This window comes from Bacteriovorax sp. As-1 (genome assembly GCF_058446905.1).
The window spans coordinates 308,941-335,071 of record NZ_CP184341.1 but is presented as its reverse complement, the minus strand read 5'-3'; the positions used below and the strand labels follow the sequence as shown (position 1 = coordinate 335,071).

Sequence of the window (26,131 nt, the reverse complement as noted above, 5' to 3'; positions counted from 1 at the left end):
ATTACACTTTTAAGATGTCTTCTAATTCACCATTTTGCATAAGCTCAGTGATGATATCGTTTCCACCAACAAGTTGTCCCTTAACGTAAAGTTGTGGGTAAGTCGGCCAGTTAGAGAATTGCTTTACGCCTTCTCTGATATCCATGTCTGAAAGAATGTTAAATGTCTTGTAGCTCACGTGGTGGTGATTAAGAATTCTGATAACGTTTGCTGAGAATCCACACTGTGGCATGTCCGGTGTTCCTTTCATGAAAAGGAAGATTGGGCTTGCTGAGATAAGGTTTTTAATACGTGTGTTGATGTCTAGACTCTTGTCTGCTTCTTCGATCGCTAAACCTTGAACAACTTCAAATGGGTTACTCATATATGTCTCCTAAAATTGATTATAGTTTAATGCCGCGCTTTTCAGCTGTGGCAAAATCCATTGTTTTTAATTGAACGGCGTGAATGTCCGTTTTTAAACTTTCTTTTAACAAATCCATGACCATCTGGTGCTGTTGAATCAGCATCTTTCCTTTAAAAGCATCGCTGACAATCATGATGTCTAAATGGTCAGCTGTTCCTGTCATGTCGAGAACTTCAACGTGAGCGTCAGGAAGACCAGTTTTGATAATACTTTTTACATTTTCAAATGCCATAAAAATCCTACTTTGGTGCCACTGCAAAAAAGCTAGTGATAAGAGTTAAAGTTCTAAGAGCAAAAGCGCTCCAGCCAAAAAGGCGGTGGCGCGCTCTAATTTGGTTGTCGCCAGCAATAAGTTTTCTACCAGTGATGACTAGTAAAATATAGAACACAACTGAAAGAAGAGCAAAACTCACATGAATGTTTAAGATCATAGGATTCACGATCGCTTTAGATGCCTTTTCTACGGCCCCGCGAGAAAGCTCAATTTGCAGAATTAAAATAACATCCCAAATCAGGACGGCCGTCATTGTAGGAACGTGAATTTTCCTGTTCTTTCTCTTTAGGATCCCAAAAACCATCATTGAATAAATAAGAATTGATTGGATCTGAAATACAACTGCACTGCTCATGAATATTCCTTAGTGATTGAGTGCCCACAATAATGGATTTAGTGCGTTTCTTCAAATATTTCATGGTGCGTAAATGAATTACTTTTCGTTTAGAACATATTAAAGTTAGGACAATAGTGCCATAGAGCACATCAATCAGGACATTCATGGAACAAGAAACATCCCATAGACTCGGAAAATGGGCCGTCATCGACGTCGAGACGTCGGGCGCAGACCCTAGTTACGACCAGGTTATCGACCTAGGTTTTCTGGAATTTGAGGGCACAAAGCTAGTGAGAAAATTCTCAAGCTTAGTGCAGTTTCCAGGAGAGTTGTCATCTTTTATTCAAAAGCTGACCGGCATTACTGACAAGATGCTTTCGAAAGCTCCCACTTGGAGAGAGGTCGAAAAAGACCTGCAGGAATTATACGGGCGCAAATTGATTGCTCACAATGCAGACTTTGAACAAGGCTTTTTAAAAAGATCATTCGATAAAATTGACGATGGCAGCACTCGCGAAGAGTACTGCGACACGCTTTTATTTTTAGGTCTTTTATTTCCTGAATACTCTTCACTGAAATTAGAGCACTTCATCCAGGACTGGAAAATTGCGGAGACGGAAACTCACCGTGGTTTTGAAGACTCATTGGATTTATTAAAAGTAGTTTTAATTGCGACGAAACTCACTCGCTTAGATAAGGCGCTTTATCAGTTTTTAAAACTACAGATTTTAGAGAAAAAAATCTTAGCGGACGAATTCTGGTTAATGCAGTTCTTACACTTAAGTGATGATGAGCTTCATGAGATTTCTCGTCAGATCGATTTTGATTTGGATGCGCATACGCAAATTGCCAAAGAAAAAATCTGGACAAGACGTTTCCCGGAAATTGCCAAACCAAAACCAGTGATAAAAAATTTCCCGCTGGAATTCAGTGGGGCCAATATCAAAGGGATCTTTAACGACGAAGAGAAAATTAAAGCACTTTTTCCTCTATATAAAAAGCGCCAGGCGCAGATCGATCTTGCTTTAAAAGCAGGACAATCGCTAAAAAATAACATTCACAGCTTAATTCAAGCGCCAACCGGAACCGGGAAAACTTTTGGTTACCTGATTCCTTCTGTTTTATTTTCAATGGAGGAAAAGAAGCCGGTTCTGGTCGCTACGGGAACTAAAACACTTCAGCACCAGGCCTTCGATAAAGACGTGCCTCAGGTAAGAGAGTTTTTAGGGCTTTCTGAAGACGAAGTGAAAATTAAACTTTTAGTGGGATCAAATAACCATTTGTGTGAATCGCTTTTCCGTCAGGAAGAGAGTGAAAATACACTTCTTGGTTACTCGCAAGACTTTAACGACTCTTTTACTTCGCTTTATTTTGAAACAGTGTTTTTCCACAACGCGCGTTCGCGTTCACATGAAAAACTTCTAAGGGACGATCTTCCTTATGTCTTAAAGAGAAAAATAGAGCCGCTCATGAAGCGCGAGCGCGAAATCGCCGTAGACTTTAGAAGTTGTTCAGGGAACAACTGCCCGTTTAAAAATAACTGCAGTTATATCACCGGACTTCGCGAGGCCCGTGAGGCCAATATTATTATCGGAAACCATTCACTCATGTTCTCATGGCCTAAGGGAATGCCAAGACCAATGCACATTGTAGTGGACGAGGCCCATAAGATTGAAGAAGAGGCGACAAAGGCCTTCTCGCTGGAGATTGACCAGAAGAGTTTTGAGATTTTTGTCGGCAACCTTCAGCACCTTCAAGGGGTGGGGTCACTCTTTTATCTTCTTGCTCAAAATGAAACTGAGCCGGGAGAGTCTAGTGATGTGATTAAAAACCTGCGTGAAGAAACACTAAAAGCTCACCAGATGCTTATGGATCACCTGGCACCATTGGGAGAGAAAGTATCGCTTTATTTTAAGCGCATGCCTAAGTATACCGAGCTTTTCTGGAATGAGCTTCCAATGATCAACCGCGAGACTCACAAAGAGTCGATCGCTCAGGGGATTTTAAATTCGCTGGAGAGTGTGCATTTTATCCTGCAGACTTATTTAGCACACTTTCTTCCATACAGCGGGCGCTTTGATGTTAAAAACTTAAAGAGTGAAAACGAAATTATTGCCTTTACTCGTTTTGAGTCTTTTTTCTCGCAGCTTTCTGATTACGTTTTAACCTTCGATAGTCTTTTAAAAGATACGCCGAATTACTGCCGTTCGATGAAGTATATCGAGTCTGATGGATATCTATTTTCATCTTCACCAATTGATGTGGGAAGAATCGTCAGTGATAACCTGCTTAAGACTTCGGCCTCAGTTATTTTCACATCGGCCACTCTGGCCAATGGAACAGGGGATACAGGGGCCCGTGGGATTGAGTGGGCGACAGGGTATTCTTACCTTGAACCTGAAAGACGGTTTAAGGCCGGAACGTATCTGCCATTTACGTTTGATTATAAGAAAAACACCAAAGTCTTTTTATGCGATGACGGTCCGTCTTTATACCAGGCGAACTTTGTAGAGCACCACTTAAAGCATATTAAGCCGCTGATCAAAAAATTAGGCGGACGAACGCTGCTGTTATTCTCAGCGAAGTCGCGCTTTGAAGTGGCACGAGAAATTCTTTTAAAAGAATTCGAAGGGCAGATTCCTCTTTTTATTCAGGGAATGGGAACCAGTGTTGTTGAAGACTTTAAACGCTCGGGCTCAGGGATTCTTCTGGGGATGGAGTCGTTTGGGGAAGGTATCGACATTCCTGGAGATGCTCTGCAATTTATCTTCATCGATAAAGTGCCTGATTTGCGCATGGATTTAGTTATTAATGAAAGACGCGATTTCTATGAAGCGAATTTAGGAAATGAATTCACTGATTATTATCTCGCTCACCGCACGCGTTCTCTTCACCAGAAATTGGGAAGACTTCTTCGTACTGAGCAGGATTTTGGAGGAGTGATTATCGTTGATAACCGAGTGAAGACATGGAAAGGAAAAACCATGGAGAAGCTGGTTAAATTGATGGAGCCTTACTCGCTGGAGAGGGCGACGATGGCGGAGGCGACAAAAGAGATTGAGGAGTTTATCTTAGGTAAAGGGTCTGAGACACAACTCTAGCTTTATTCTTTTTCTGTTAAGTCATTCAGGTATTTAATCTGAATCTTAGTCCCATCTTCTGTACGAACTAAATAGGGAATCCCACCGTGCTGGCTTAAAAAGATCTTCACGTGCTGGGGTTCCTTCACGTTTTTAAAATCAGTTCCTTCATCGTACATGCGGTACTGAGTGGCCTGGACATTTTGTCCGTCGATGTTCATTTTTTCAGTCGTAAGGTTAGCACGCTCAAGGATCACGTTCTTAAAGACGGGCGCTTCTTTATATTCCCATTGATTAAAACCCACCAAAATGTTGAATGAGTTTTTTCCGCTGGCATCGAATTTTTTTGAACGCATAAAGAGCATTGAGCTGGCCGCTGTCGGCGTGGCAATGTGGTATTTTGGGGCCGTGGCGATCTCTGCGCTGTGGTCTTCGTGCTTTGAACTGGAGAATTTATAGGCCAAGTGGTTGCGTTTCGAGTTGTATTCGAAGGTTTCCCGTGACGTTTCTTTCCCCATTACTTTCTCGATCAAAACGAAAGTTGGGATGTATTCTTTGTTGACGATATACTCAACGTGAATGTTTAAAATCTCACCAGTTGTGACCTTTACAACGGCCTCAGAAACATAGTGGTAACTCTGGTCTTTTTTATCGCGGTAGACGTCGAAACTTTCTTCTGCATAAATGTTCTCGTTGCGATAAAAATTAAAAGCGCCTCGATAAATTTTATCTTCTCTTTTATATGTGCGTGACGTCCAGGTTTGCATGAATTCATTATATCTTGAATTTGATAATCTTAAAGGCAAAAGATATACTGTAGTCACACACTCAAGTTTTTAAGGAGCCTTTCATGATCAGTTATGAAACTTATAAGATCCTGCACATTTTTACACTTCTGATGGTTTTAGGAACCGTTGGTGCGATCCTGGCCGAAGGCAAATGGATTGCGAAGAAGTCTTTTAAGATTACGGTTGGACTTTTGACCTTCCTTATTTTTGTCGCGGGGATGGGCTTGATTGCCAGACTAGGCTTTAGGCATGGAGAACCTTTTCCTCAGTGGATTTGGGTTAAAATGGCAGCTTGGGCCGTGTTTAGTTTTTCAGTCATCATGCTCTTTAGAGTTAAGCAGGCAAGAGCGCTTTTTGCAGTTCTTGGTGGTCTTGCCGTTTTAACTGCCGTTTACGCAGCAGTGACCAAGCTGGCCTAAGATGACAAAAAAAGATCAAGATAAATTAGGAGCGAAGGGATTTTCCAAAGAGTATTGGGACGTCAATTACGCTGAACCGGAAGAGATGGATAATATCGTCAACGCTAAAGAGCACGCCGAATATATGAAGGCGATTTTTGGCCTTGAGTATGTCGACATCAGCAGTGTTGTCGATTTAGGTTTTGGTTTGGGGATTCTTTTTAAAGAAGTTTTAAAAACGTTTAAACCTTACCGTGCTTATGGAATTGAACCTTCTAAACATGCCTTTGATGTTGTCTCTAAAAAGAAATTAAGTCCGATTGAATCGACCAAGCTTACACTCGAGAATATCGATCTGGTAACATGGGCGAAGAAAGATTTAAAGAAAGACAAAACCTACGATTTAGGTCTTTGTACATCAGTGTTTCAGTATTTATCAGACGAGGAAATTGAATTTATTTTGCCAATCATGGCAAAAAGAATTCGCTATCTTTATTTTTCAGTTCCGACTAATCTAGAACTCAAAAGACAGGTGGCAGATTTAGAGTTTAAAGATGAGTACGCCATTCATCGCACGAGGGAGAAATACCTCAAGATGATACGTCCTCATTTCACTTTTATTTCCAGCCGTCTTTTAGAAAGCAAAGTGCATTTCGATGATGAGAGCACTCATTTTACAGATTTATTATTTAGATTTTAATTAGGGGTTATGACTATGCAAGCTTGTCCATGCGGATCATCTGAAAACTACAACAACTGTTGCGAACCATTCATTAAGGGAGCTAAAAAGGCCCCTACGGCCGAAAAGCTAATGAGATCACGCTATTCAGCATTTGCAGTTGGGGAACTAGACCATGTGGAGAGAACTCACCATGCTTCAACACGTAAAGAATTGGACATGGAAGGAGTGAAGTCTTGGGCGCTAAACTCTGAGTGGTTAGGTTTAGAGATTCTTGGGACGGAGGCCGGAAAAGAGAAGGATTCAACAGGAAAAGTTGAGTTTAAATGCCGTTTTGTTTTCAATGGAGCTACGCAAACCCACCATGAACTAAGCACTTTTGAAAAAGTTGATGGAGAGTGGTTCTTTGTCGATGGTGTAATGAGAAATAACACTGTGAGAAGAGACGCACCTAAGGTTGGGCGCAATGATCCTTGTCCATGTGGCTCAGGGAAAAAGGCAAAAAAGTGCTGTCATCAGTAGGCTAGGCAATAGGCCCAAAAAGATAACTGAGACAAATCTTCCGCCTATGAAATAAAGCTTAAAATTTTGGTATCTTAGAGCTATATTAGGGGTACCAATTTTTAACTGAGTAAAACGTCTCACGTTTTACTTTTCATAGGCTTCTATCATGTCAAAAATTTTCGACTTCTCACATCTCTCGAGTTCAGACATCTCTTTCATTGATTCGCTGTACGACACTTACAGAACTAATCCTGAATCTGTCGATGAATCATGGCAGAGATTTTTTCAAGGTTTCGAATTTCAAGGTGCAGGCTTTGGAACTTCTGGAACATCTGGTGAAGGTATTAGCGATCAAAAACTTCGCGCGGAATTTAATGTCTTTAGATTGATTCAATCTTTTAGAACAAGAGGACACCTTCTTGCAGACACGAACCCGATTCGTCCAAGAAGAGATAGAAAAGCAAGAATCTCACTTGAAGAGTATGGGTTATCAGACGCCGATAGAAAAACAGTATTTCAGTGTGGAGAATTCCTGGGAATCGGTCCGGCAACACTTGATCAGATCCTTGATCACATGAAAGAAATTTACTGTGGGAAAATTGGTTTCCAATACATGCACTCTAACAACACTGACGTTAGACGTTTCATGAGAGAGAGAATTGAATCAACTGCAAAGAAAATCAATCTTCCAATCGAAAAGAAAAAAAGAATTTTAGAAAAACTCAATGAAGCAAACGTATTTGAAAACTTCCTTCAGACAAAATACATTGGTCAGAAAAGATTCTCACTTGAAGGTGGAGAAGCAACGATTCCAGCTCTTGATGCTATCATCAACAAGTCTGCTGAACTTGGAGCACAGGAATTTGTTATCGGTATGGCCCACAGAGGTCGTCTGAACGTTCTGGCAAATATCGTAGGAAAAACTTACGAATACATCTTTACAGAATTCGAAGGCGGATCAGAAGAAGAAAAATCTGGACAGGCCGGAGACGTAAAATACCACAAAGGTTTTACTTCAATTAAGAAAGCGACAAACGGAAAAGAAGTTTTTGTAAAACTTTTACCAAACCCATCGCATCTTGAAACTGTAGATCCAATTGTTGTTGGATATTGCCGCGCTCTTCAAGACAATCACTACAACGGTGACATGAACAAAGTTATTCCTATCCAGATCCACGGAGACGCTGCGGTGGCAGGACAGGGGATTGTTTATGAAACAGTTCAGATGAGTAAGCTTAAAGCTTACAACGTCGGTGGATCGATCCATTTAGTTATCAATAACCAAATCGGATTCACGACAGATATCGAAGATGCTCGTTCATCTCAGTACTGTGTTTCAATCGCTAAGACAATTGAAGTTCCAATCATCCAGGTTAATGGAGATGATCCGGAAGCAGTCGTCTACGCAATCGAGCTGGCGGTAGAGTTCAGACAAAAATTCAACGAAGATATTTTCGTGGATATCGTTTGTTACAGAAAGTACGGACACAATGAAGGGGATGAGCCAAGATACACTCAACCACACCTTTATGGTCTCATTACAAAACACAAAAACCCGAGAGAGCTTTATATTGATTACCTTCTGTCAAAAGGAGAGATCGAGGCGAAGCTGGCGACAGAAATGATGGAAGACTATAAGCAGCTTCTTTCTGACCGCTTCAATAATGTTCGTCAGAACGAAATCCCGAAAAAAGGTAAAGGCCCGCACAAAGATTGGGAAGGTCTTGAGTTCGCTGGCCCTGATGCTTTTGATGAGTCACCGGCAACTGGTGTAAAGCGCGAAGCACTTGATAAAGTGATGAAGGCCCTGCTGCACGTTCCGCAAGGAATGGAGCTGATGAAGAAAACTCAAAAGATCCTTGATGACAGAAAAGAGTTCTACGAAGGTGATAAACTTGACTGGTCACTAGGGGAGCTTCTTGCTTACGGAACACTTGCTGATGAAGGACACCCACTTCGTTTTACAGGTGAAGATGTTATCCGCGGGACATTCTCTCACCGTCAGGCAAAAATCTTCGATGACAGAACAAATGAGTCTTACTGTGGATTAGATAATATCTCTCCAAATCAAGGGAAGATCTCAATTTATAACTCACTTCTTTCTGAGTACGCTGTACTTGGATTTGAATATGGATACGCTTGGGGGAACCCTAAAGCGCTTACGATCTGGGAAGCTCAGTTCGGGGACTTCGTTAACGGTGCTCAGATCATGATCGACCAGTACATCTCATCAGCTGAAGCAAAATGGCAGAGAATGAACGGTCTTGTGATGTTACTTCCTCACGGGCACGAAGGAGCGGGACCAGAGCACTCTTCAGCTCGTCCGGAAAGATTCCTGCAACTAGCTGCTGACGACAACATGGTTGTCGCAAACTGTACAACTCCGGCTAACATGTTCCACCTTCTTCGCCGTCAGGTGAAGTGGACATTCAGAAAGCCAACAATTGTTATGACTCCGAAGTCTCTTCTTCGCGACCCACGTGCATCGTCGACTCGCGATGAATTAGTAAATGGAAAATTCCAGGAAGTGATCGACGATCCAAATACTGGTAAAAAAGTGTCGAGAGTGATCCTTTGTACTGGAAAAATTTACTACGATCTATACGAGAAAAAGATTGCTGATAAACGTGATGATGTTGCTATCGTTCGCGTTGAGCAGCTTTACCCACTTCCAGAAAAGAAACTGGCAAAAATTCTTGAGAAGTACAAAGGTGCTGAGCCAGTATGGGTACAAGAGGAACCAAAGAACCAGGGGTACTGGACATTCCTTCTTCGTTACGATCAATTCAGAAACCTAAGACTAATCAGCAGAAAGTCGTTGGCGAGCCCGGCAACTGGTTTCTCTAACGTACATAAAAAAGAACAAGCAGATATTGTTGCAAATGCATTTTCAAAATAAGGACTAGATTATGAGCGTTGAATTAAAAATCCCTGTAATCGGTGAATCAGTAACGGAAGTTACTCTTTCATCATGGCTTAAAAAAGACGGCGACTATGTTGCTGAAGGTGAAGCAGTTTGTGAAATCGAATCTGATAAGGCTTCGATGGAACTTCCAGCACCAAGTGCTGGTGTTCTTAAGATCATGGCAGAGGCCGGAAGCGAATTAAAAATCGGTGCAAAAATCGGTGAACTAGATACATCGGCAGCAAAACCAGCAGCAGGCGCAGCTAAAGCGGAAGCTCCGAAAGAAGCACCAAAGGCAGAAGCAGCTCCAGCTCAGGCAGCAGTGTCTTCTGGAAAAGAAGTTAACGTGCCAAGCCCGGCAGCAAGAAAAATCCTTGATGAAAAAGGAGTGAACTCTTCTGACGTAAAAGGTTCTGGTAAAGACGGGCGTATCACTAAAGAAGACGCGATGAACGCTCAAGCCTCAGCTCCAAAAGCAGAAGCAAAACCAGCAGTGGCAGCTGCACCAAGAGCTGCAGCGGCCCTAGGTTCAAGAGGAGTTCGTCCAGAGAAGATGACTCGTCTAAGAAAGACAATCGCTTCAAAACTTGTTGAAGCAAAAAATACAACAGCGATGCTAACAACTTTTAACGAAGTTGATATGTCGGGGCTAATGGAACTTAGAAAAAAATATAAAGAACAATTCACAAAGAAGCACGGAGTAGGTCTTGGTTTCATGTCACTGTTTACAAAAGCAGTAACAGTTGCCCTTAAAGACTGGCCGGCAGTAAACGCGCAAATCAACGGTGATGAAATCATTTTCCATGACTATGCAGACGTTGGTATCGCAGTATCTACACCAAAAGGACTTGTGGTTCCGGTAGTAAGAAATGCTGAGAGCTTATCTCTTGCTGAAATTGAAAAAGAAATCCTAGCTCTTGCGACAAAAGCACGCGATGGTAAAATCACGATTGAAGAAATGCAAGGTGGAACATTTTCTATCACTAACGGTGGTGTGTTCGGATCGATGCTTTCAACTCCAATCCTGAACATCCCACAATCGGCGATTCTGGGAATGCATAATATTATCGAGAGACCAGTGGCCGTTAATGGACAGGTTGTGATCCGTCCAATGATGTACCTGGCACTTTCTTACGACCACAGAATTATCGATGGCCGTGAGTCAGTAAGCTTCCTGAAGCAAGTAAAAGAGCTTCTTGAAGATCCTTCGAGACTTCTACTTGATGTTTAAATATTAAAGGCCGGGTATATCCCGGCCTTTTGTTGTGGAGAATGAGTATGAGCGAAACAACGGACAAAAAAGACTTTCCTTACTTGCATGGATTTTCACTAGTAGAGCAGGATCGACTAAGGCGCCAGGCCCGCTTTGCTGAACATACGGTTTACCAAAATGTAAATTTCTCTTCTCAAAAAAAGGTTTTAGAAGTGGGCTGTGGAGTAGGTGCTCAAACTGAGATTTTACTTCGCCGTTTTCCCGACATTCATGTGACGGGAATTGATTTGAACGACAAGCAGTTGAGTGCTGCTAAAAAATCCCTGGCCGAACACTCATACGCTAAAGGGCGCTATGATCTTCACCAGATGAATGCCGAAAAATTAGCTTTTAACTCAGCTGACTTTGACGGCGCGTTTTTATGTTTTGTTCTGGAGCATGTTCCGGACCCAAGACGAGTACTTTCTGAAATCAGAAGAGTGCTTGCGCCAGGAGCAGTGCTTTATGCGACGGAAGTTTTAAACTCGTCGTTTTTCTTAGACCCGTATTCTCCCAATGTGTGGAAATACTGGATGGCCTTCAACGATTACCAGTACGACCAAAAAGGTGATCCGTTTATGGGGGCAAAACTTGGCAACCTCCTGATGCAAATCGGTTTTAGAAATATCGAGACAGAAGTGAAGACCTGGTTTTTAGACAATCGTCATCCGCAAAAAAGAAAGGAGATGATTGAGTTCTGGAGTGACTTACTTCTTTCGGCCAGCGATCAGCTTTTAGCGGCGGGGTATGTAACGACAGAAATAGTAGAAGGAATGAAAAAAGAAATGAGTGTTGTGGCGTCAGACCCGAATGCTGTCTTTTTCTTTTCTTTTATTCAGGCAAAAGCAAAAAATATTTAAACGAATATCGAAAACGTAGAGAGGAGAGATTTTTAGATGAAAGAGTTTGATGTAGTAGTTATTGGTTCCGGCCCAGGTGGATATATCTGTGCTATCCGTTGCGCTCAATTAGGGATGAAAGTGGCGATTGTTGAAAAATACAAAACACTTGGTGGAACTTGTTTAAACGTAGGGTGTATCCCTTCAAAAGCATGGCTTGATTCTTCGGAAAAATACCATGAACTGACTCACTCATTTAAAAAACACGGAATCGAGGCAACAGGTGTAAAACTGGACTTCGGCGTAATGAGAGACAGAGTAAAAAAAGTTGTTTCTGATGTTTGTGGTGGTGTTCAATTTTTAATGAAGAAAAATAAGATTGAAGTCTTCACAGGGCACGGTTCATTTGTTGATGCGAATACTATTTCAGTAAAAGGTGAAAAAGGCGAAGAGAAAATCAGCGGTAAAAAGATTGTTATCGCGACTGGATCAAAACCCTCGACACTTCCCGGTGTAATAATCGATAAAGAAAGAATCATTACTTCAACAGAGGCACTCGTTCTGAATGAACTTCCAAAGAAACTTATCGTTATTGGGGGTGGTGTTATCGGTCTGGAGCTTTCTTCTGTTTACAGAAGACTGGGATCAGAAGTGACAGTTATCGAATACGCTGATTCAATCATCGCAACAATGGACGCTGGTCTTGGAAAAGAACTGACAAAAGTGCTTAAACGCGATGGAATCGAATTCCTTCTTGGTCACGGTGTAACTGAAGTTAAATCGACTGGCAAAAAAGTGACAGTGAAGGCAAAAAATAAAACATCAAATGAAGTTGTGACTCTTGAAGGGGACTACTGTCTGGTGGCGGTAGGAAGAAGACCATACACTGAAGGTCTTGCCCTGGATAAGGCCGGAGTAAAAATGGATGATAGAGGCCGTGTTGAAACGAACTCACACCTTCAGACAAATGTTCCTCACATCTACGCAATCGGAGATGTGGTTAAGGGAGCAATGCTTGCTCATAAAGCGGAAGAAGAAGGAGTGATGGTTGCTGAGTATATGGCAGGTCAAAAGCCACATATCGATTACAATCTGATCCCTGGTGTTGTGTATACATGGCCGGAAGTGGCCGCTGTTGGAAAAACAGAAGAGCAACTAAAAGCTGAAGGGCGCGAGTACAAGTCCGGATCGTTTACAACAAAAGCTTCAGGACGCGCTCGCGCTTCTGAAGAATCAGATGGATTTGTTAAAGTTCTTGCTGATAAAAAGACAGATGAAATTCTTGGTGTTCATATGATTGGACCGCGCTGTGCAGATATGATTGCTGAAGCAGTTTTAGCAATGGAGTACAGAGCTTCTGCTGAAGATGTTGCGCGCACAAGCCATGCGCACCCAACGTATACTGAGTCACTAAAAGAAGCCTGCTTAGCAGCAACTGACAAACGTTCATTGAATTCTTAAAAAATGCAAAGCTCCATCGTGAAAATGATGGAGCTTTTTCTTTAAAATCCATTATCATTACTTGTCCTAACTTAAATCATCAAAGAAGGAGATTTTTATGATTAAGGCATTACTATTATCTTTATTAATTTCTAGCGGAGCTTACGCTAAAGTGAAAACTGAAAAAGTAGAATACAAGTCAGGAGACCTGACGTTTGAAGGATTTCTTGCATACGACACTGCAAATAAAGGAAAAAGGCCGGGTGTGATGATCGTGCATAACTGGATGGGTGTAACAGCAGAAACAGAATCAAAAGCAATTGAAGTCGCAAAACTTGGTTACATCGCTTTTGCTGGTGATATCTACGGAAAGGGGATTCGTCCAAAGGATGCAAAAGAAGCAGGTGAGCTTGCTGGAAAATACAAGGGAGATTTAAAACTTCTTCGTGAAAGAGCAAACCTTGCGATTGAAGAACTAAGAAAACAAAAACAAGTTGATACCGGCAAAATTTTTGTTACTGGTTACTGTTTTGGTGGGACGACAGCTATTGAAGTGGCACGCTCTGGTGCTGACGTAAAAGGAGTTGTTTCATTCCATGGTGGGTTAATTCCTTCTAATGATGACAAAAACATCAAAGGACAAGTGCTAGTGCTTCACGGGGCAATCGACCCATTCGTTCCTCAAAAAGACATTGATGGATTCTTAAAAGGAATGAATGAAGCAAAAGTTAACTACACAATGACATCTTATTCTGGTGCTGTTCACAGCTTTACAGAAAAGGCAGCAGGAAATGATATCTCTAAAGGAGCAGCTTACAATGAGCAGGCCGATAAGAGATCGTGGATTGCTATGAAAGAGTTCCTTGCTGAATTATCAAAGTAATTTTTCCAATCAGAGCGGAACTTCTTGCCCGAAGTTCCGCTTTCCCCTAGTAAAACTCTCGGGCACAATTTGCCTCTTTTCCTAACACAATCCCAATATTTTATTTCTCGATTATCCTTAACGATAAGACATCCATCAGGAGACTCTTATGTTAAAGATAACTACTTTAGTTGTAGCTGGATTACTTACGTTAGGTTCTGCATTCGCAAGCGGTGATCCATTAGATCAAGACCGTTTTGAATTTCCGGAGCCAAGTAAAGCAGATCTGGGACAAAGTCTTAAACTTTGGGCGACTTATTACTACCTTCCGGAAATTGAAGAAGATTCAGGAGCGACCCCTCTTCGCGATATGAAAGGGCAGGAGCTTGGACCGCGCTTAACCTTAAAGCACTGGTGCGACACTGCGATGGAAGGATCGGTAAAAATTAATTTCAAAAATGGTGACATCAAAACGTTCAATTACCAAGGAACGACAAACGATTATTTCGTCGACTGTAAATCAATTTATCCAAGACACACAGGAATCGGGAAGACTAAATTCCGTGAGGCCAATGGAGTTTATGGGGATGGGTTGGATGATTACATCCTTTCACCATACAGAACGCTGGCAACTGATGTGACCTATATTAAGCCGGGAACGGCCCTTTATATCCCAAAAGCTCGTGGGGCAAAGATCACTCTGCCAAATGGAAGAGTCATCACTCACGACGGTTATTTCTTCGCTGCAGATAAAGGCGGAGCGATTAAGGGCACCCATGTAGATGTTTATATTGGGGTTTCTAAAAAAGCTAATTTCTTCCCATGGATTGGGAGTTCAGAATCTAAGACATTTGAAGCTATTATTGTAAAAGACCCAAAGATCATTGCCGATCTTCTGGAATTACACTCAATTAAATAAATAGTCCTATGAAAACATTGTTTGCCTTTATCGTATGCCTGAATGCTTACGGTGCCACAACTCCTTCGGGCTGTGGCACCTTTGACGTTTATGGCGTTATTGAGAAAAATCAAAAAGCACCTGGTTATGTTTTTCTGGTTAATAAAGGAACTCTTTCTGAGTACCAGTTTGCTATCAGTGATGAGCAAGAGCTTAAAGCTGCACCTTATATCGATAGAACTATCAAGTTAAGAGGCAAGATCACTAAGAAGCTCAATGGACAGCAGGGTGAGTTTAGCTTGATTGAAAGTTACACTGATGTCGTGCCGGACCCGGCGAACCTAAAAGGTTTAACAGGTTTTACTTTTATCAATAAGGAGAAATGCATATGAAAAAAATGCTGATGGTTTTATTCATCATTTCTCTTTCAGTACAGGCCGCTGATAACAATATGATCTTTATTGGTGGGGGCGGAGAACCCAAAGGCGCTCAAGGCACTCAGTTTGATAGAAGTGTGCGTGCCCTAGGTGACTTCTATAAAGCTAACAAGAATTATTCAACGACTATTTCTTTTAATGGTGGTCACCCGGACACGGAAAGCATTATTGCTGATAGATTTAAAGGGGCGTCAAACTCAGGTTCATTTACCTCTACCAACTACAAAGCTCTCATTGAAGATGCCATTAAGAAAATTGAAAATAAGGACATACCGGCCGGAGGAAAAATTCTGGTGTTTATCAACAGCCATGGCGGAGAAAGCAGCGGGAAAACCCATAATATTTCAACTGCCGGTTCGGCAATGACTAATATGAACTCATTGAATGACACTTCGTCAGTGAGTCTTGATGCTTTGGAAGCGTTAACGAAAGCGGCCAAAGATAATAACATCAAGCTTGCAATCGTCGATGGAAGTTGTCACGCAGGAAATTCATTATCGCTTGCTAATGCAAGCACGTGTGTGATCGCCGCTTCTGGACCTAAACACTATGCTTATTCAAATTTTGCTGACATCTTTGCTGCCCAAATGAAAAAAGGGAAAAATCTGGAAGATGTTTTTTTTGAAACGAAAGCTCAAACCCAGGGAGGAGGTTTTCCGATGATCTCGACTCCTGAAGGTGTTGAAGTTCAGGATGAGCTTTATCCGTACCTGACACCTTATATGTATTATCACGACGAATACCGCGGCATGGCCTTGGATAAAATTGATGATTATATTAAAGACAACATGACAGATGAATTAATTTGCAGAAGAGAAGTTCACTATGATTCCCTTAAAAAAGTATTGAACTTGATTGAAGAGATGAATCAGATAGAAAAGAAAACCCTATTTAGCTCGAAGCCTCGCCTGATAAAGTCAGTGGACCTGACAGATTTAAAAAAGAAATTAGATGACTATAAAAAAACTCAGGATAACTATTTTGCGAAATTAAGAAGGCTTGATCTTGCAGGGCTGGAAAGAAAAATCACGATCACGACAGATTATTATAAGAAGGGAACAACTTATACTCATCGCGAAGTTTTAAGCACTGATTACGATCGATTAATTGCCGGGAAAACAAAAGATTTAGAAAATACAAATCTGACAGCAGCAAAAAGAGAGAACCTGGAGAATCTTCGCGAATTTTATAGAGCGGCCAGGGTCGAAAAAGCAAAACTCATGAGAGATAATCCTCAGTATCTCGAACAAAGAAACATTTTTGACGAGTTAAAAACCGATCAAAAAGTAGGTTATTCAGTGGCAAGTGCTATCTCTCAAGAAGCAAGTAAGGCCTATGATGCGTACTATAAGAGCAAGCAAAAAGAACTAAAGCAACATGATCAGTCGGCCACAAATCCATGCAGAGATTTCGTTCTATAGGCGTAACCTTAAGAAAATTGGGGAACTCATTAAAGATTCCCCTTAGATAGTGATTTATCCTCAATTTTAGGTTAAAATTAATATGTTTCCTTAGCATTTGGTAATTCCAATTATCATATGCATTACGCTCAGCTATTTCACAGGATGTAAACTGAGTGAACCTCACAGGAAGGAGAGAGAGCAAATGATTCATAAAAAAATCTTATTAGTTGAAGACGATCAAGACATCCGTGAAACATTGGTTGAACTTCTTGAAGGCGAAGGTTACGAAGTTCTTTTCGCTGAAAATGGACAAGTTGGCCTGGATAAACTCTCACAAGCATCAGATCTTCCCAATCTTATTCTTCTTGATTTAATGATGCCGATTAAAGACGGCTTTCAATTCTGCGCTGAAAAAGAAGCAGACCCAAAAATAGCTCACCTGCCAGTTGTTGTAATGTCTGCAGACGGACATATTAGAGAAAATCAACAACGTGTAAACGCCCGTGCTTATCTTAAAAAGCCACTTGATATTTACGAGATCATCGATATCGTAGAAAAATACTGCGTTTAATTCTTAGAAATTTTAGAAACAAAGCTCGTTAATTTTAAGCAACTCGTCTGATCTATGGCCATACTCTTTTCCGTGCCAGCTTTTTAGACTATCGGTCTTTTCCAGGATGTCCTGGGCAGACTCGATATTGTAGAAACGGATGATGCCTTCACATCTATTCTTAATCGCCTTTTTGATAATTCCCCTTTGAAGCTTTTCAAAATGAGAAGGGTTAATTGCCTCGTTTAAGTGATCGGTAATAACTGGTCTAAGAAGATCTTCAGGAGCTACCGTGCGCTCGTTATTAAAGCTTACAGAGCGGTCTTCGTTGATCTTTAAAAGAGGGGCCAGGGTTTCATCATCCAGAGTGATGGGGTTTAGGAGGTTTTCGTAGTAATGAAAGCCACCAAAGTTAGCTGCTAAGTCACCGTTTGAATAAACGCCGTCAACCACCATTCCGTACATTCCTCTTTCTGTTTCTTCACCCCAGGCAATGACAGCTTTTAGTGCTTCATCAGCTGATTTCTTTTCAGTCAGACCTTTGTGATAAAGCACATAGTACTCGTAACCTTGGTTGAACATGTGACCTAATTTATCGACACCTAGATACACACCATACATTTTTAAGCTTGAGCAAAAAACAAAGTATGAAGGAGAGATGATTCGATGAAATCCAGAAAAAGAATAGATCGTTTTTAATTTTCCTGGAAGATAAGTAATAGGTTTGTTGTCTTTGATATTGTCGGGATAAGGAATAATAGAAAGTGGCAGTCCGAAGACACCATCTCTTTGGTCTTCCCAAGTGAAAGTTCCACCGAGCTCATCATAGACAGCGGCGACCACACCGGCATCAGTTTGAATTGAGGCCAGGCGTGCTTCGTCCTGAGCGAGCTTCTTTTTGAGTTCGCGCTTTGATAATGGTTTTTCTAAAGCTTCCTGTGATTGAAGACGTTTTTTTGTCTCTTCAATTTTAAGTGGGAGCTCTTTTAAATCGAGATTAAGTTTATCCACTGCTCGTTTCGTCTGGCCGTAGATAAAGCTGGAAATGTCCACACCGACATCTGCTAATTCCATTTTAGGAACGGTATGCTGATCAGACTCATAGGCATATGAGTTCAGCGCCAGGACCATGGATAGGGCAAGGATGAGGGTTTTCATATAGGGAGAATTTGCAAGGGAAGGGCCTAAAATGGGCACCCTTTTTCAAGGACTTCGTCAGGATAAGGGTGAGCTTATCCTGACGGGTGTTTAGCTTTTAAACAGTTTAAGACTTAAGAGCAACCATCGCCTCAGCATAATTTGGCTCATTGGCGATTTCTGGAACTTGTTCAGTGTAGATGATTTCGTTTTTCTCGTTGATGATAATGACCACGCGAGAAGCAAGACCTTTTAAAGGGCCATCAATGATGTCTAATTGGTAGTGCTTGAAGAAATCTGATCTAAAAAGTGAAGCAACTGTGACATTGTTGATTCCCTCGGCCGCACAAAATCTCTTTTGAGCAAAAGGTAGATCCATTGAAAGGTTGATGACAGCAACGTTGCCTAACTCTGCTGCATTTTTATTAAACGTACGAACGCTCATAGCACATGTTCCAGTATCAATACTTGGAAATATGTTGAGTAGTTTATATTTTTCTTTGAATGAAGACAGGCTCACTTCGCTCAAGTCTGTTTTAACCATCGTGAAGTCATGTGCCAGATCCCCAGCATCTGGAAGAGTACCGCGGCTGTGAATGTAGTTACCTTGTAGTGTTAATCTCGTCATTGAAGAGCTCCTTATATAGCGGGTTCGACTAGTCCCCAAAAGAATACTCAAAACATCGGGCGATGAAAAGAAAACTACGCACTATTTCTTAGGTGTTTAAAAATGAAAAATCCCAGGTAAAGAAGCGCAAAGACCGGGGCAGTAACCAAGAACCATTGAAGTTCGTTAGTAAAAAGATTTTTGGAAGCAAAGCTAACAAGAGTTAAAAGAGCGGAGAGCCCGACGAACTGACTAAGTCTTTGAAAAGGAATCAGCTCTTTGATAGATGTTTTCATCAGTTTCGCTGAGAGTGAAAAACAGTAGAGCTTAGGAAGTAGCTTAATGACTATGCTAATCAAAAGAGTTGTTCTTAAATCCAGATATTTTGCGGCCAAAAAAATAAAGAAAATAGAAAAAGGCGTAAGCCAAAAATACACTTTCATAATGACTTTGGTTTCACCTGTGGCCCTTAAAACGGAATCGTGGGGAATCAAAAGAAGTAGATAGCTCAAGGCAAAGACCTGGAGATAAACGGCCGACGGTAAATAAGTTTTTGTATAGAGAAGCTCTGTGATCGGAGAGGCATAAAAAAAGAGGCCAAAGACAGCAGGAATGATTAAATAAGCAATATCACCAATACCTTTTTTGTAGTGATGGGCCATGTTAATCATATGCCTTTCTGTATAGGCATGAGCGAGCTTGGGAATAAGATTTTTTTGAACCGACGTTTCTAATAAGTAGAGAGGAGGAATAACTAAGCACCCCAGCGAGTAAAAGGCAAAAGCTTCAGCACTTGTCAGAGTGGAAATGATCAATTGATCGGCCTTATCTATAATGAAAATAAAAAAAGCTGAAAGAGAAATTGGCAGAGAGTATTTTAAAATCTCTTTGATTTTTTCTTGATTAATCTCAAATGAAAGGCTGCCGTCGCGGTACCCTAAGTATGTCATAAAGACAAAACTTCCAATCATCATAAAAAAATATAAGCGAAAGAGAAGATTGATATCTTGGTACTTCCAGGCAATGAAGAGAAAACCTGCGGTCTTGATCACTTCAAAAAACATGGCCAGAGCTGCCCCTAAAACATTTTCACCGCGAGCAATGCAGACTTCGCTAAAATGCCCGGCGGGACAAACAAGAAAGCCAGTCACGATAAGAATTAAAAGAGCTGGCATGGATAGAGTGAAGTAGTGATGAAAGAAAAAAGCGGCGATGAAACCAGGAATTAGAATCAAAGAGGACAAGAAGAGGGTCGCACTCCAACTTGCTTTGATATACTCCATTCTTTCATCTTCTTTTTTCCCTATCCAAAAATAAATGGAGTTCACTGGTCCACCGGCCATTGTAAGAAACGGAATCAAGGATAAATAGAGGAAAAAAGTCTTATATAAACCCATATCTTCCGGGGCCAATAGACGCACCAGAATAATAGGAAGTATCAAATTTATGACGGAAGTAATATTACTTAGAAGGAACAATGGCCAGTGATCTTGAGATAGTCTTTTGATTGAAGAATACATGTATACATCATCGTCTTTTTTGATAAAAAAGTATAGCGCTCAGGAATTAAAGACGATATGTAATATTCCGATAGGACTGTGTTTTAAAAGGATATTAATTGAACAAGAATACCCTTCTCCATATTCACGAAGGCCTTAATCGTCTCTGGAAAAAAGTCCTGCAATTGGATTCTTTGGAGAACGATCAAAATTTCTTTGCACTCGGCGGTCACTCCCTCTTGGCGATCGATTTATTAAGCGACATTGAAGAGACGTTTGGAATTAAGCTCAACATGAAAGAGTTGGTGGAAGCACCGACGATCAAAAAGCTTGCTGTCGTTATTTTAGATAAGCAACTGTCTACGACAGTCGTAACAGTAAGTGAATACAAAGAGAGAGGTCTTTACCCTCTGACTTTAAATCAAAAACAAGTTTGGGGACTCAATGTCCTTTATCCTGATTCGATCACTCATAATATTTCGACGGCCATTAGAATCAAAAGACCTCTGGATATTAAGATTCTCAACGATGCGATCAATTTAATTGTTCAAAGGCAGGAGTCGCTGCGCACTCGTTTTAAAGTTGAGCAAGGGGCGACTTTTCAGGAGGTCATTCCTGAATACATTTTTCATTTTGATTTTTTTGATATCAAAGAAAGTGAGTTGAAAGAAGATATCCAAAAAGAGATGAAGCACGTTTTTAAATTAACAGAAGCTCCACTCATGAAGGTAAAATTCTATCGTCTTGGACCTTCGGATTTTGTTTTCTTTTTTCTGGTTCATCACATTGTCTGGGATGGACTGAGTAATACTTATTTCTTCCATGAGTTTATTGAAACCTATGAAGCTTTAGAGAAGGGGCTTAGGCCAGCGCTCCCTTCTTTGGGGATGAGTTATAAAGAGCATGCAGTTCGCGAACTGGCGATGATGGAAATGGCCGACTTTCAAGAGCAAAAAGCGTCCTGGAAAAACCTGCTGGAAGGGAATCTACCTGTTCTTAATTTAGAAACGGATTATCCTCGTCCAGAAAAAATAGATAACCGTTCAGGCACTCTTTATTTTGAATTGAACACAAGACTTCTGGAGAAGCTGGAAGACTATGTTCAAAAGAAACATATCTCGCTCTATAACGTCTTTTTTGCTGTCTATAACGTGCTCTTGGCCAAGCTCTCAGGGGATTGTGAGCTTGTTGTCGGAACTCCGGTTCATGGCAGACTCCACCGTGAAAGCCGTAAAACTTTTGGATACTTTATCAATACGCTGCCGATTAGAACAAAACTGGATGCACAAAAGAGTTTTAAGGACAATTTAGGTTTGACTCTCGAGTCTCTAAAGCAGGCCTTTTATAACCAGAGTGTTCCTCTCGATGTCATTTTAAAAACAGTCAAAATTGAGAACGATCCTGGAAGAACACCACTTTTCCAGACGCTCTTTATTTATCTGGATGTGACTAAAGAGCTGGACGTGTTTAAAGAAAAGCAGCTTTCTCAGGTCAAAGTTGAGCGTTACTCTGTTCATACTGAGGTGGATTTCTATCTCTATAAATCCCGCGAAAAAGTAGAAGGGGTTATCGAATACCGAAAGGATCTCTACAAAGAAGAAACAATGGCCCGCATGGCACGGGAGTTTACTGATCTTCTGGAGAAGATTGTTGTAGATGAATCATTACTTTTAAAAGAGCTGGGAGTAAAAACTCCAGAAGACTCTCGCCAGTATATAGATTTAGACCAAAGAGTTTATGACTCTTTCTCAGAAAGAGCGCCTTTTTATCGGCTTTTTGAAGAACACGCCAGGACAACTCCATCCAGGCATGCACTAAAAACGCAGTATACATCTTTGACTTATGGTGAACTTGACCAAAGGGCCAATCACCTGGCCTTAAAGTTAAAAAGAGAAGGTGTCAAAAAAGGTGACTTTGTTGGAGTAAGTACCCAACGAAATGAGAAGATGCTGATCTCTTTGCTGGCCGTTCTAAAAACTGGGGCTGCCTATGTGCCACTGGACCCGGGGTTTCCCGATGAACGTTTAAGTTATATGGCGGATAGGGCCGGTATTAAGACCCTCGTAACTGAAAAGATTTTACTCGATCGTTTTCCTTCTACGGAAAACATTCTTGTCTATGAAGATGTTTTTAAAGAAAGCTTTGAAGAAAGTGAGTTCTATTCAGAAAATGTGGGCCTGGAGTCTACTTGTTATATTCTCTTTACTTCGGGAAGCACCGGAAAGCCAAAAGGAGTAGAGGTCACTCATAAGAATGTTCTGAACTTTCTTCTATCAATGAAAAAAGAGCCAGGGCTTCATGAAGATGACAAACTTCTCTCTGTCACGACGTTTAGTTTTGATATTTCTGTACTGGAGCTTTTTCTTCCGCTCATTAGCGGAGCGAGTGTTTATATTGGCAATGAAATGGAAGTTGTTAACGGCGAGCTTTTAGCTCACGTGATCCGGCAAGAAGATATTACCTGCATGCAGGCGACCCCAACGACCTGGAGACTTCTGCTTGCTTCTGAATGGAAAGGAAGCCGTAAGCTTAAAGTTCTTTGTGGGGGAGAGGCCATGCCTCGAGACTTGGCCTTAAAACTTTTACCGAAAATAAAAGAGCTTTGGAATATGTATGGTCCCACTGAGACGACTGTCTGGTCTACAGTAAAAAAGATTTCGGCCCAAGAGCGTAAAATCCTGGTAGGGCGTCCGATTGATAATACTTGCCTTTATATTCTCAATTCACTCGGCGAACATTGCCCGGTAGGAGTTGAGGGGCAACTTTTTATTGGTGGATTGGGAGTTGCAAAAGGCTACATCAAAGATCCTGAGCAGACTCAAAAACGCTTCGTTGTTAATCCTTTCCGTCCAGGGGAGTTGATGTACAACACAGGTGATATGGCGAGATTTGAAGCAAACGGTGAAGTCGAATGTCTCGGGCGAAGCGATGATCAGGTAAAAATCAGGGGCTTTAGAATTGAGTTAGGTGAGATTGAAACCAGAGTCATGGATATGCCTTATATTCATGAATGCGCTGTTAAAGTACATAATCAAAAAATTATCGCTTATGCTGTTGCCAGTGATGAATATGATGAAAATGCAATGAAGAAGCATTTAAAAAACTCGCTTCCTCATTATATGGTGCCTGCGAAAATCATCATCTTGCCTGATCTTCCTAAAACAATGAACGGGAAAATTGATAAAAAACAACTTAATGAATCATTGGGACAAACAGTTGTTAAGGAAGAGCTATCAGCTTCTTCACATATCATTGAAGAGATCAGGAAAATCTGGTCCCAGTTTTTGGGACATGAAGACATTGATATTGAGGAGAACTTTTTTAATTTAGGCGGACATTCTCTTTCGGCCATTGAAATCTTTGGTGCCATCAATGAAAAGTTTAATTTAAATCTTCCACTTGCCTCTTTATTTGAATCGACAAACATCCGGACCCTAAGCGAGATAGTGGAAGAGGGCATCAGGAAAAAAAATCAAGACCTGGCCGATTTAAAATGCGTAGTGACCATCAAGCCGGCCGAGGGCCATTGTGAAGCTGTGTTTTGTTTTCATGGAGTCGGTGGAAATGTTCTCAATTACTACCGTCTTGCTGATTGTGTAGGGAGCCGTGCCTTTTATGGAATCCAGGCACGTGGAGTAAACGGCGAAGATGAGATTGTGGAATCGATCCCTGAAATGGCCCGCATTTATATTGAAGAGATAAAGAAGATTCAGCCTAAAGGCCCCTACATTCTGGCGGGAGGTTCAATGGGAGGCATGATTGCTTTAGAGGCCGCTATTCAACTCAAGAGAGAAGGTGAAGAAATCAAATCCCTCCTTATGTTTGATACGATTGGACCCAATATTGATTTTAAAACTTATGGAAATGTGAAAGTAAATCTTTTAAAGCGCACTAAAAATTCCATGGTCTTTAAATTTCATAAGACCATCAATTACATGAAGGTAAAGTTTTACCTTTTCACCAAGGCCTCTATTCCTCATAGTGTAAGGTACTTTAGTATTGAGGCCAAAAACTATGTGGCCTTAAGAAGTTACACTCCTCAAATTTTTGAAGGGAATATCACTCTCATACGTGCTCCTAAGGCGCACCAGGGATGGTATGCTGATCCGTATCTTGGGTGGAGAAGTGTGATCAATGGAAAAATCGACACTATTGAGATTGAAGGTGCCCATGAAAACTTTATCGAAAGCCCTTCCATGTCCCATGCTTTAAAAATGGTTATGAAAAGGCTTTAATCATTATTCCATCGCATTCTTATCAAAGCGCCCCTGCAGATCCTTCTCAAAAATATGCTCTTCTGCCTCTCGATGATAATCAGATCGTCTTAAATCGCTAATGGCAGGTCCTTCAATCACTTTCCCATGACAGTCAAAACGCGAGCCATGGCATGGACAGTCCCACGATTTTTCGGCCCCATTCCAGGCGACAATTCCAGCAAGGTGAGGACAGACAGCGCTCATATATTCCATTTCGCCGTTGATGTTTTTATAGGCGGCCACCATTTTGGTTCCATCTCTAAAAACGACTCCCTCATCTTCTGGAAGTTGATCGAGGTCGGCCTTCGAAGATGTATTGATCCAGTCGGCGTATTGTAAGGCCACGTTAGCATTTTCCTGAACATAATTTTTAGTCGCACTCAGTGAAATGCGAGAAGGAGTGTAGAGTTTTTCCCATTCATTTGCTCGCTCCATGATTTGATCTGTAATAAGCATCGCTCCCACCGTACAGTGGGTCATTCCATTTCCAGAGTCACCGGTGATGATATAAACATTTTTTTCATCCATCGGATTGTGTCCCAGGTAGGCGAGTCCATCAACTGGCTCCATCACTTGCCCTGACCACTGATAGAGAGTTTCTTCAATCAGTGGAAATTTTCTTTTCGCCCAGGCTTCCAGGCGTTGGTAGCAACTTTTTGGTTCGGCATTTTGCCCTGTCTTATGATCTTCGCCTCCAACGATCAGAACATCGAAGTTCTCTCGTTCATAAAGGCGCACGTAGTGGTAGGGATCGAGCGTATCCCACAATAAAATATCAGGATAAGATTTTTTAGGAACTTTAAAACCTAAGACATAGGTTCGGTAAGGAGCTTGTTTCGTGTGAATGGCCACCATGTCGTTAATGGGAGTATTAGTCGCGACAACGATATTATCACAAAAGATGCGGTAATTGTCTTTGGTTTTAACAAAAGCATTTTCTCCGCCTTGAACTTCAACAACCGGAGTGTTGGTAAAAATATGACCACCACCTCTTAGAATAATTTCGGTTAAGGCCTTCAGGTATTTAATCGGATGAAGTTTTATCTGTCGGGGAAAATGCAGACATGGGCCGGTTTGGATATTGGGAAAAGGAGAGGTGGAAGAAATGGTGACATCAATGAGACCTCCACGATGGGCCGCTTCGAATTCGCGCTCCAGAATGTCTACGCGCTTGTCTCCTTCTGCAAAGAGATAACCACTCACACGCTTTAAGTCACATTCGATATGTTCGTTTCGCACAATCTCTTCAACCTTGCGAATAGCCTCGCTATGACTTTCAATCGCAAGCTTGAGTCCTTCTTCGCCATGGTATTTCTCAATGAGATAAAAGCGGTCATCCAACGCATGGGTGAAGTGGGCGGTGGTTTTTCCCGACTGGCCACTAGCTAAGTCAGAAGCTTCTAACACACATACGCGCTTTCCTTCTTTTTGCAGGAGGTAAGCAGTGGTGAGTCCTGCAATTCCTGCACCTATAATGCAGACATCGGTTTTAAAATCTTCTTTGAGCGCGATACGTTCAGGCATCGCAGCGTTTTGAAACCAAAGCGAAACACTTTCCCCATGGTGACTCGTCATAATGA

General features: G+C 41.4%; 22 protein-coding genes. 14 read left to right on the top strand and 8 right to left on the bottom strand.

The window, feature by feature from the left end; translation table 11 throughout:
* Window position 1: 1 nt before the first annotated feature.
* The 3 genes from grxD to ACN20O_RS01655 form a co-directional block, all read right to left on the bottom strand.
* Entirely contained in the window at window positions 2-250 is a 249-nt protein-coding gene (grxD, locus tag ACN20O_RS01665; protein WP_491639252.1) for a Grx4 family monothiol glutaredoxin, read from the bottom strand.
* Between the two features lie 133 nt (window positions 251-383).
* Window positions 384-638 (bottom strand): BolA/IbaG family iron-sulfur metabolism protein, encoded by a 255-nt coding sequence (locus tag ACN20O_RS01660; protein ID WP_491636569.1) that lies wholly within the window; start codon window positions 636-638, stop codon window positions 384-386.
* 7 nt (window positions 639-645) lie between these two features.
* Window positions 646-1,035, bottom strand: coding sequence for a hypothetical protein (locus ACN20O_RS01655; protein WP_491636567.1), 390 nt, complete (start codon window positions 1,033-1,035; stop codon window positions 646-648).
* Between the two features lie 146 nt (window positions 1,036-1,181).
* Here ACN20O_RS01655 and ACN20O_RS01650 point away from each other — a divergent pair, with 146 nt between their 5' ends.
* Entirely contained in the window at window positions 1,182-4,118 is a 2,937-nt protein-coding gene (locus ACN20O_RS01650; protein ID WP_491636565.1) for a helicase C-terminal domain-containing protein, read from the top strand.
* A 2-nt stretch (window positions 4,119-4,120) separates the two neighbouring features.
* On the opposite strand, the gene ACN20O_RS01645 is transcribed toward ACN20O_RS01650, so the two are convergent.
* Window positions 4,121-4,864, bottom strand: a complete 744-nt coding sequence (locus ACN20O_RS01645; protein WP_491636563.1) for a hypothetical protein — start codon at window positions 4,862-4,864, stop codon at window positions 4,121-4,123.
* Window positions 4,865-4,947: 83 nt separating this feature from the next.
* On the opposite strand from ACN20O_RS01645, the gene ACN20O_RS01640 reads away from it, so the two are divergent.
* From ACN20O_RS01640 to ACN20O_RS01585, 12 genes are all read left to right on the top strand, one after another.
* Entirely contained in the window at window positions 4,948-5,304 is a 357-nt protein-coding gene (locus ACN20O_RS01640; RefSeq protein WP_491636561.1) for a SirB2 family protein, read from the top strand.
* Between the two features lies 1 nt (window position 5,305).
* Complete coding sequence (locus tag ACN20O_RS01635; protein WP_491636559.1) at window positions 5,306-5,983, top strand: class I SAM-dependent methyltransferase; 678 nt, start codon at window positions 5,306-5,308, stop codon at window positions 5,981-5,983.
* Between the two features lie 15 nt (window positions 5,984-5,998).
* The gene (locus tag ACN20O_RS01630; protein WP_102244128.1) at window positions 5,999-6,484 is read left to right on the top strand and encodes a YchJ family protein; all 486 of its coding nucleotides are present in this window, start codon (window positions 5,999-6,001) and stop codon (window positions 6,482-6,484) included.
* Window positions 6,485-6,632: 148 nt separating this feature from the next.
* Entirely contained in the window at window positions 6,633-9,365 is a 2,733-nt protein-coding gene (locus tag ACN20O_RS01625) for a 2-oxoglutarate dehydrogenase E1 component (RefSeq protein ID WP_491636557.1), read from the top strand.
* Between the two features lie 10 nt (window positions 9,366-9,375).
* A complete protein-coding gene (gene odhB, locus ACN20O_RS01620) occupies window positions 9,376-10,602 on the top strand; it encodes a 2-oxoglutarate dehydrogenase complex dihydrolipoyllysine-residue succinyltransferase (RefSeq protein WP_491636555.1) in 1,227 nt (408 codons plus the stop codon).
* Window positions 10,603-10,649: 47 nt separating this feature from the next.
* On the top strand, window positions 10,650-11,483 hold the full coding sequence (locus ACN20O_RS01615; RefSeq protein ID WP_491636553.1) for a class I SAM-dependent methyltransferase: 834 nt from the start codon (window positions 10,650-10,652) through the stop codon (window positions 11,481-11,483).
* Between the two features lie 36 nt (window positions 11,484-11,519).
* Window positions 11,520-12,923, top strand: a complete 1,404-nt coding sequence (gene lpdA, locus ACN20O_RS01610) for a dihydrolipoyl dehydrogenase (RefSeq protein WP_491636551.1) — start codon at window positions 11,520-11,522, stop codon at window positions 12,921-12,923.
* Between the two features lie 97 nt (window positions 12,924-13,020).
* Window positions 13,021-13,785: a dienelactone hydrolase family protein gene (locus ACN20O_RS01605; RefSeq protein WP_491636549.1), complete on the top strand. Its 765-nt coding sequence runs from the start codon at window positions 13,021-13,023 to the stop codon at window positions 13,783-13,785.
* A 148-nt stretch (window positions 13,786-13,933) separates the two neighbouring features.
* The gene (locus ACN20O_RS01600; protein ID WP_491636547.1) at window positions 13,934-14,683 is read left to right on the top strand and encodes a 3D domain-containing protein; all 750 of its coding nucleotides are present in this window, start codon (window positions 13,934-13,936) and stop codon (window positions 14,681-14,683) included.
* Between the two features lie 8 nt (window positions 14,684-14,691).
* Window positions 14,692-15,054 (top strand): hypothetical protein, encoded by a 363-nt coding sequence (locus ACN20O_RS01595; protein ID WP_491636545.1) that lies wholly within the window; start codon window positions 14,692-14,694, stop codon window positions 15,052-15,054.
* Complete coding sequence (locus ACN20O_RS01590) at window positions 15,051-16,520, top strand: hypothetical protein (RefSeq protein ID WP_491636543.1); 1,470 nt, start codon at window positions 15,051-15,053, stop codon at window positions 16,518-16,520. Before ACN20O_RS01595 ends, ACN20O_RS01590 begins: the two co-directional genes overlap by 4 nt.
* A gap of 184 nt (window positions 16,521-16,704) precedes the next feature.
* On the top strand, window positions 16,705-17,073 hold the full coding sequence (locus tag ACN20O_RS01585) for a response regulator (RefSeq protein WP_491636541.1): 369 nt from the start codon (window positions 16,705-16,707) through the stop codon (window positions 17,071-17,073).
* A gap of 12 nt (window positions 17,074-17,085) precedes the next feature.
* Here the strand turns inward: ACN20O_RS01585 and ACN20O_RS01580 are convergent, their stop codons facing one another.
* The 3 genes from ACN20O_RS01580 to ACN20O_RS01570 form a co-directional block, all read right to left on the bottom strand.
* On the bottom strand, window positions 17,086-18,210 hold the full coding sequence (locus tag ACN20O_RS01580) for a hypothetical protein (RefSeq protein ID WP_491636539.1): 1,125 nt from the start codon (window positions 18,208-18,210) through the stop codon (window positions 17,086-17,088).
* A gap of 106 nt (window positions 18,211-18,316) precedes the next feature.
* Window positions 18,317-18,817: a thiol peroxidase gene (gene tpx / locus ACN20O_RS01575; protein ID WP_102244118.1), complete on the bottom strand. Its 501-nt coding sequence runs from the start codon at window positions 18,815-18,817 to the stop codon at window positions 18,317-18,319.
* A gap of 74 nt (window positions 18,818-18,891) precedes the next feature.
* A complete protein-coding gene (locus ACN20O_RS01570; RefSeq protein WP_491636537.1) occupies window positions 18,892-20,316 on the bottom strand; it encodes a lipopolysaccharide biosynthesis protein in 1,425 nt (474 codons plus the stop codon).
* Between the two features lie 98 nt (window positions 20,317-20,414).
* Between ACN20O_RS01570 and ACN20O_RS01565 the strand changes: the two genes are divergently transcribed.
* Entirely contained in the window at window positions 20,415-24,530 is a 4,116-nt protein-coding gene (locus tag ACN20O_RS01565) for an amino acid adenylation domain-containing protein (protein WP_491636535.1), read from the top strand.
* Window positions 24,531-24,533: 3 nt separating this feature from the next.
* On the opposite strand, the gene ACN20O_RS01560 is transcribed toward ACN20O_RS01565, so the two are convergent.
* Window positions 24,534-26,126, bottom strand: a complete 1,593-nt coding sequence (locus ACN20O_RS01560) for an FAD-dependent oxidoreductase (RefSeq protein ID WP_491636533.1) — start codon at window positions 26,124-26,126, stop codon at window positions 24,534-24,536.
* Window positions 26,127-26,131 lie beyond the last annotated feature (5 nt).

Excerpts from the sequence above, each read along its gene's own strand:
- ACN20O_RS01585 (WP_491636541.1), top strand. The coding sequence starts at position 16,705 with ATGATTCATAAAAAAATCTTATTAGTTGAAGACGATCAAGACATCCGT.
- ACN20O_RS01595 (WP_491636545.1), top strand. The coding sequence starts at position 14,692 with ATGAAAACATTGTTTGCCTTTATCGTATGCCTGAATGCTTACGGTGCC.
- ACN20O_RS01655 (WP_491636567.1), bottom strand. The coding sequence starts at position 1,035 with ATGAGCAGTGCAGTTGTATTTCAGATCCAATCAATTCTTATTTATTCA.
- ACN20O_RS01580 (WP_491636539.1), bottom strand. The coding sequence starts at position 18,210 with ATGAAAACCCTCATCCTTGCCCTATCCATGGTCCTGGCGCTGAACTCA.
- ACN20O_RS01590 (WP_491636543.1), top strand. The coding sequence starts at position 15,051 with ATGAAAAAAATGCTGATGGTTTTATTCATCATTTCTCTTTCAGTACAG.
- ACN20O_RS01650 (WP_491636565.1), top strand. The coding sequence starts at position 1,182 with ATGGAACAAGAAACATCCCATAGACTCGGAAAATGGGCCGTCATCGAC.
- ACN20O_RS01640 (WP_491636561.1), top strand. The coding sequence starts at position 4,948 with ATGATCAGTTATGAAACTTATAAGATCCTGCACATTTTTACACTTCTG.
- ACN20O_RS01600 (WP_491636547.1), top strand. The coding sequence starts at position 13,934 with ATGTTAAAGATAACTACTTTAGTTGTAGCTGGATTACTTACGTTAGGT.
- ACN20O_RS01660 (WP_491636569.1), bottom strand. The coding sequence starts at position 638 with ATGGCATTTGAAAATGTAAAAAGTATTATCAAAACTGGTCTTCCTGAC.
- ACN20O_RS01570 (WP_491636537.1), bottom strand. The coding sequence starts at position 20,316 with ATGTATTCTTCAATCAAAAGACTATCTCAAGATCACTGGCCATTGTTC.
- tpx (WP_102244118.1), bottom strand. The coding sequence starts at position 18,817 with ATGACGAGATTAACACTACAAGGTAACTACATTCACAGCCGCGGTACT.
- ACN20O_RS01615 (WP_491636553.1), top strand. The coding sequence starts at position 10,650 with ATGAGCGAAACAACGGACAAAAAAGACTTTCCTTACTTGCATGGATTT.
- grxD (WP_491639252.1), bottom strand. The coding sequence starts at position 250 with ATGAAAGGAACACCGGACATGCCACAGTGTGGATTCTCAGCAAACGTT.
- ACN20O_RS01605 (WP_491636549.1), top strand. The coding sequence starts at position 13,021 with ATGATTAAGGCATTACTATTATCTTTATTAATTTCTAGCGGAGCTTAC.
- ACN20O_RS01560 (WP_491636533.1), bottom strand. The coding sequence starts at position 26,126 with ATGACGAGTCACCATGGGGAAAGTGTTTCGCTTTGGTTTCAAAACGCT.
- ACN20O_RS01635 (WP_491636559.1), top strand. The coding sequence starts at position 5,306 with ATGACAAAAAAAGATCAAGATAAATTAGGAGCGAAGGGATTTTCCAAA.
- lpdA (WP_491636551.1), top strand. The coding sequence starts at position 11,520 with ATGAAAGAGTTTGATGTAGTAGTTATTGGTTCCGGCCCAGGTGGATAT.
- odhB (WP_491636555.1), top strand. The coding sequence starts at position 9,376 with ATGAGCGTTGAATTAAAAATCCCTGTAATCGGTGAATCAGTAACGGAA.
- ACN20O_RS01630 (WP_102244128.1), top strand. The coding sequence starts at position 5,999 with ATGCAAGCTTGTCCATGCGGATCATCTGAAAACTACAACAACTGTTGC.
- ACN20O_RS01625 (WP_491636557.1), top strand. The coding sequence starts at position 6,633 with ATGTCAAAAATTTTCGACTTCTCACATCTCTCGAGTTCAGACATCTCT.
- ACN20O_RS01645 (WP_491636563.1), bottom strand. The coding sequence starts at position 4,864 with ATGCAAACCTGGACGTCACGCACATATAAAAGAGAAGATAAAATTTAT.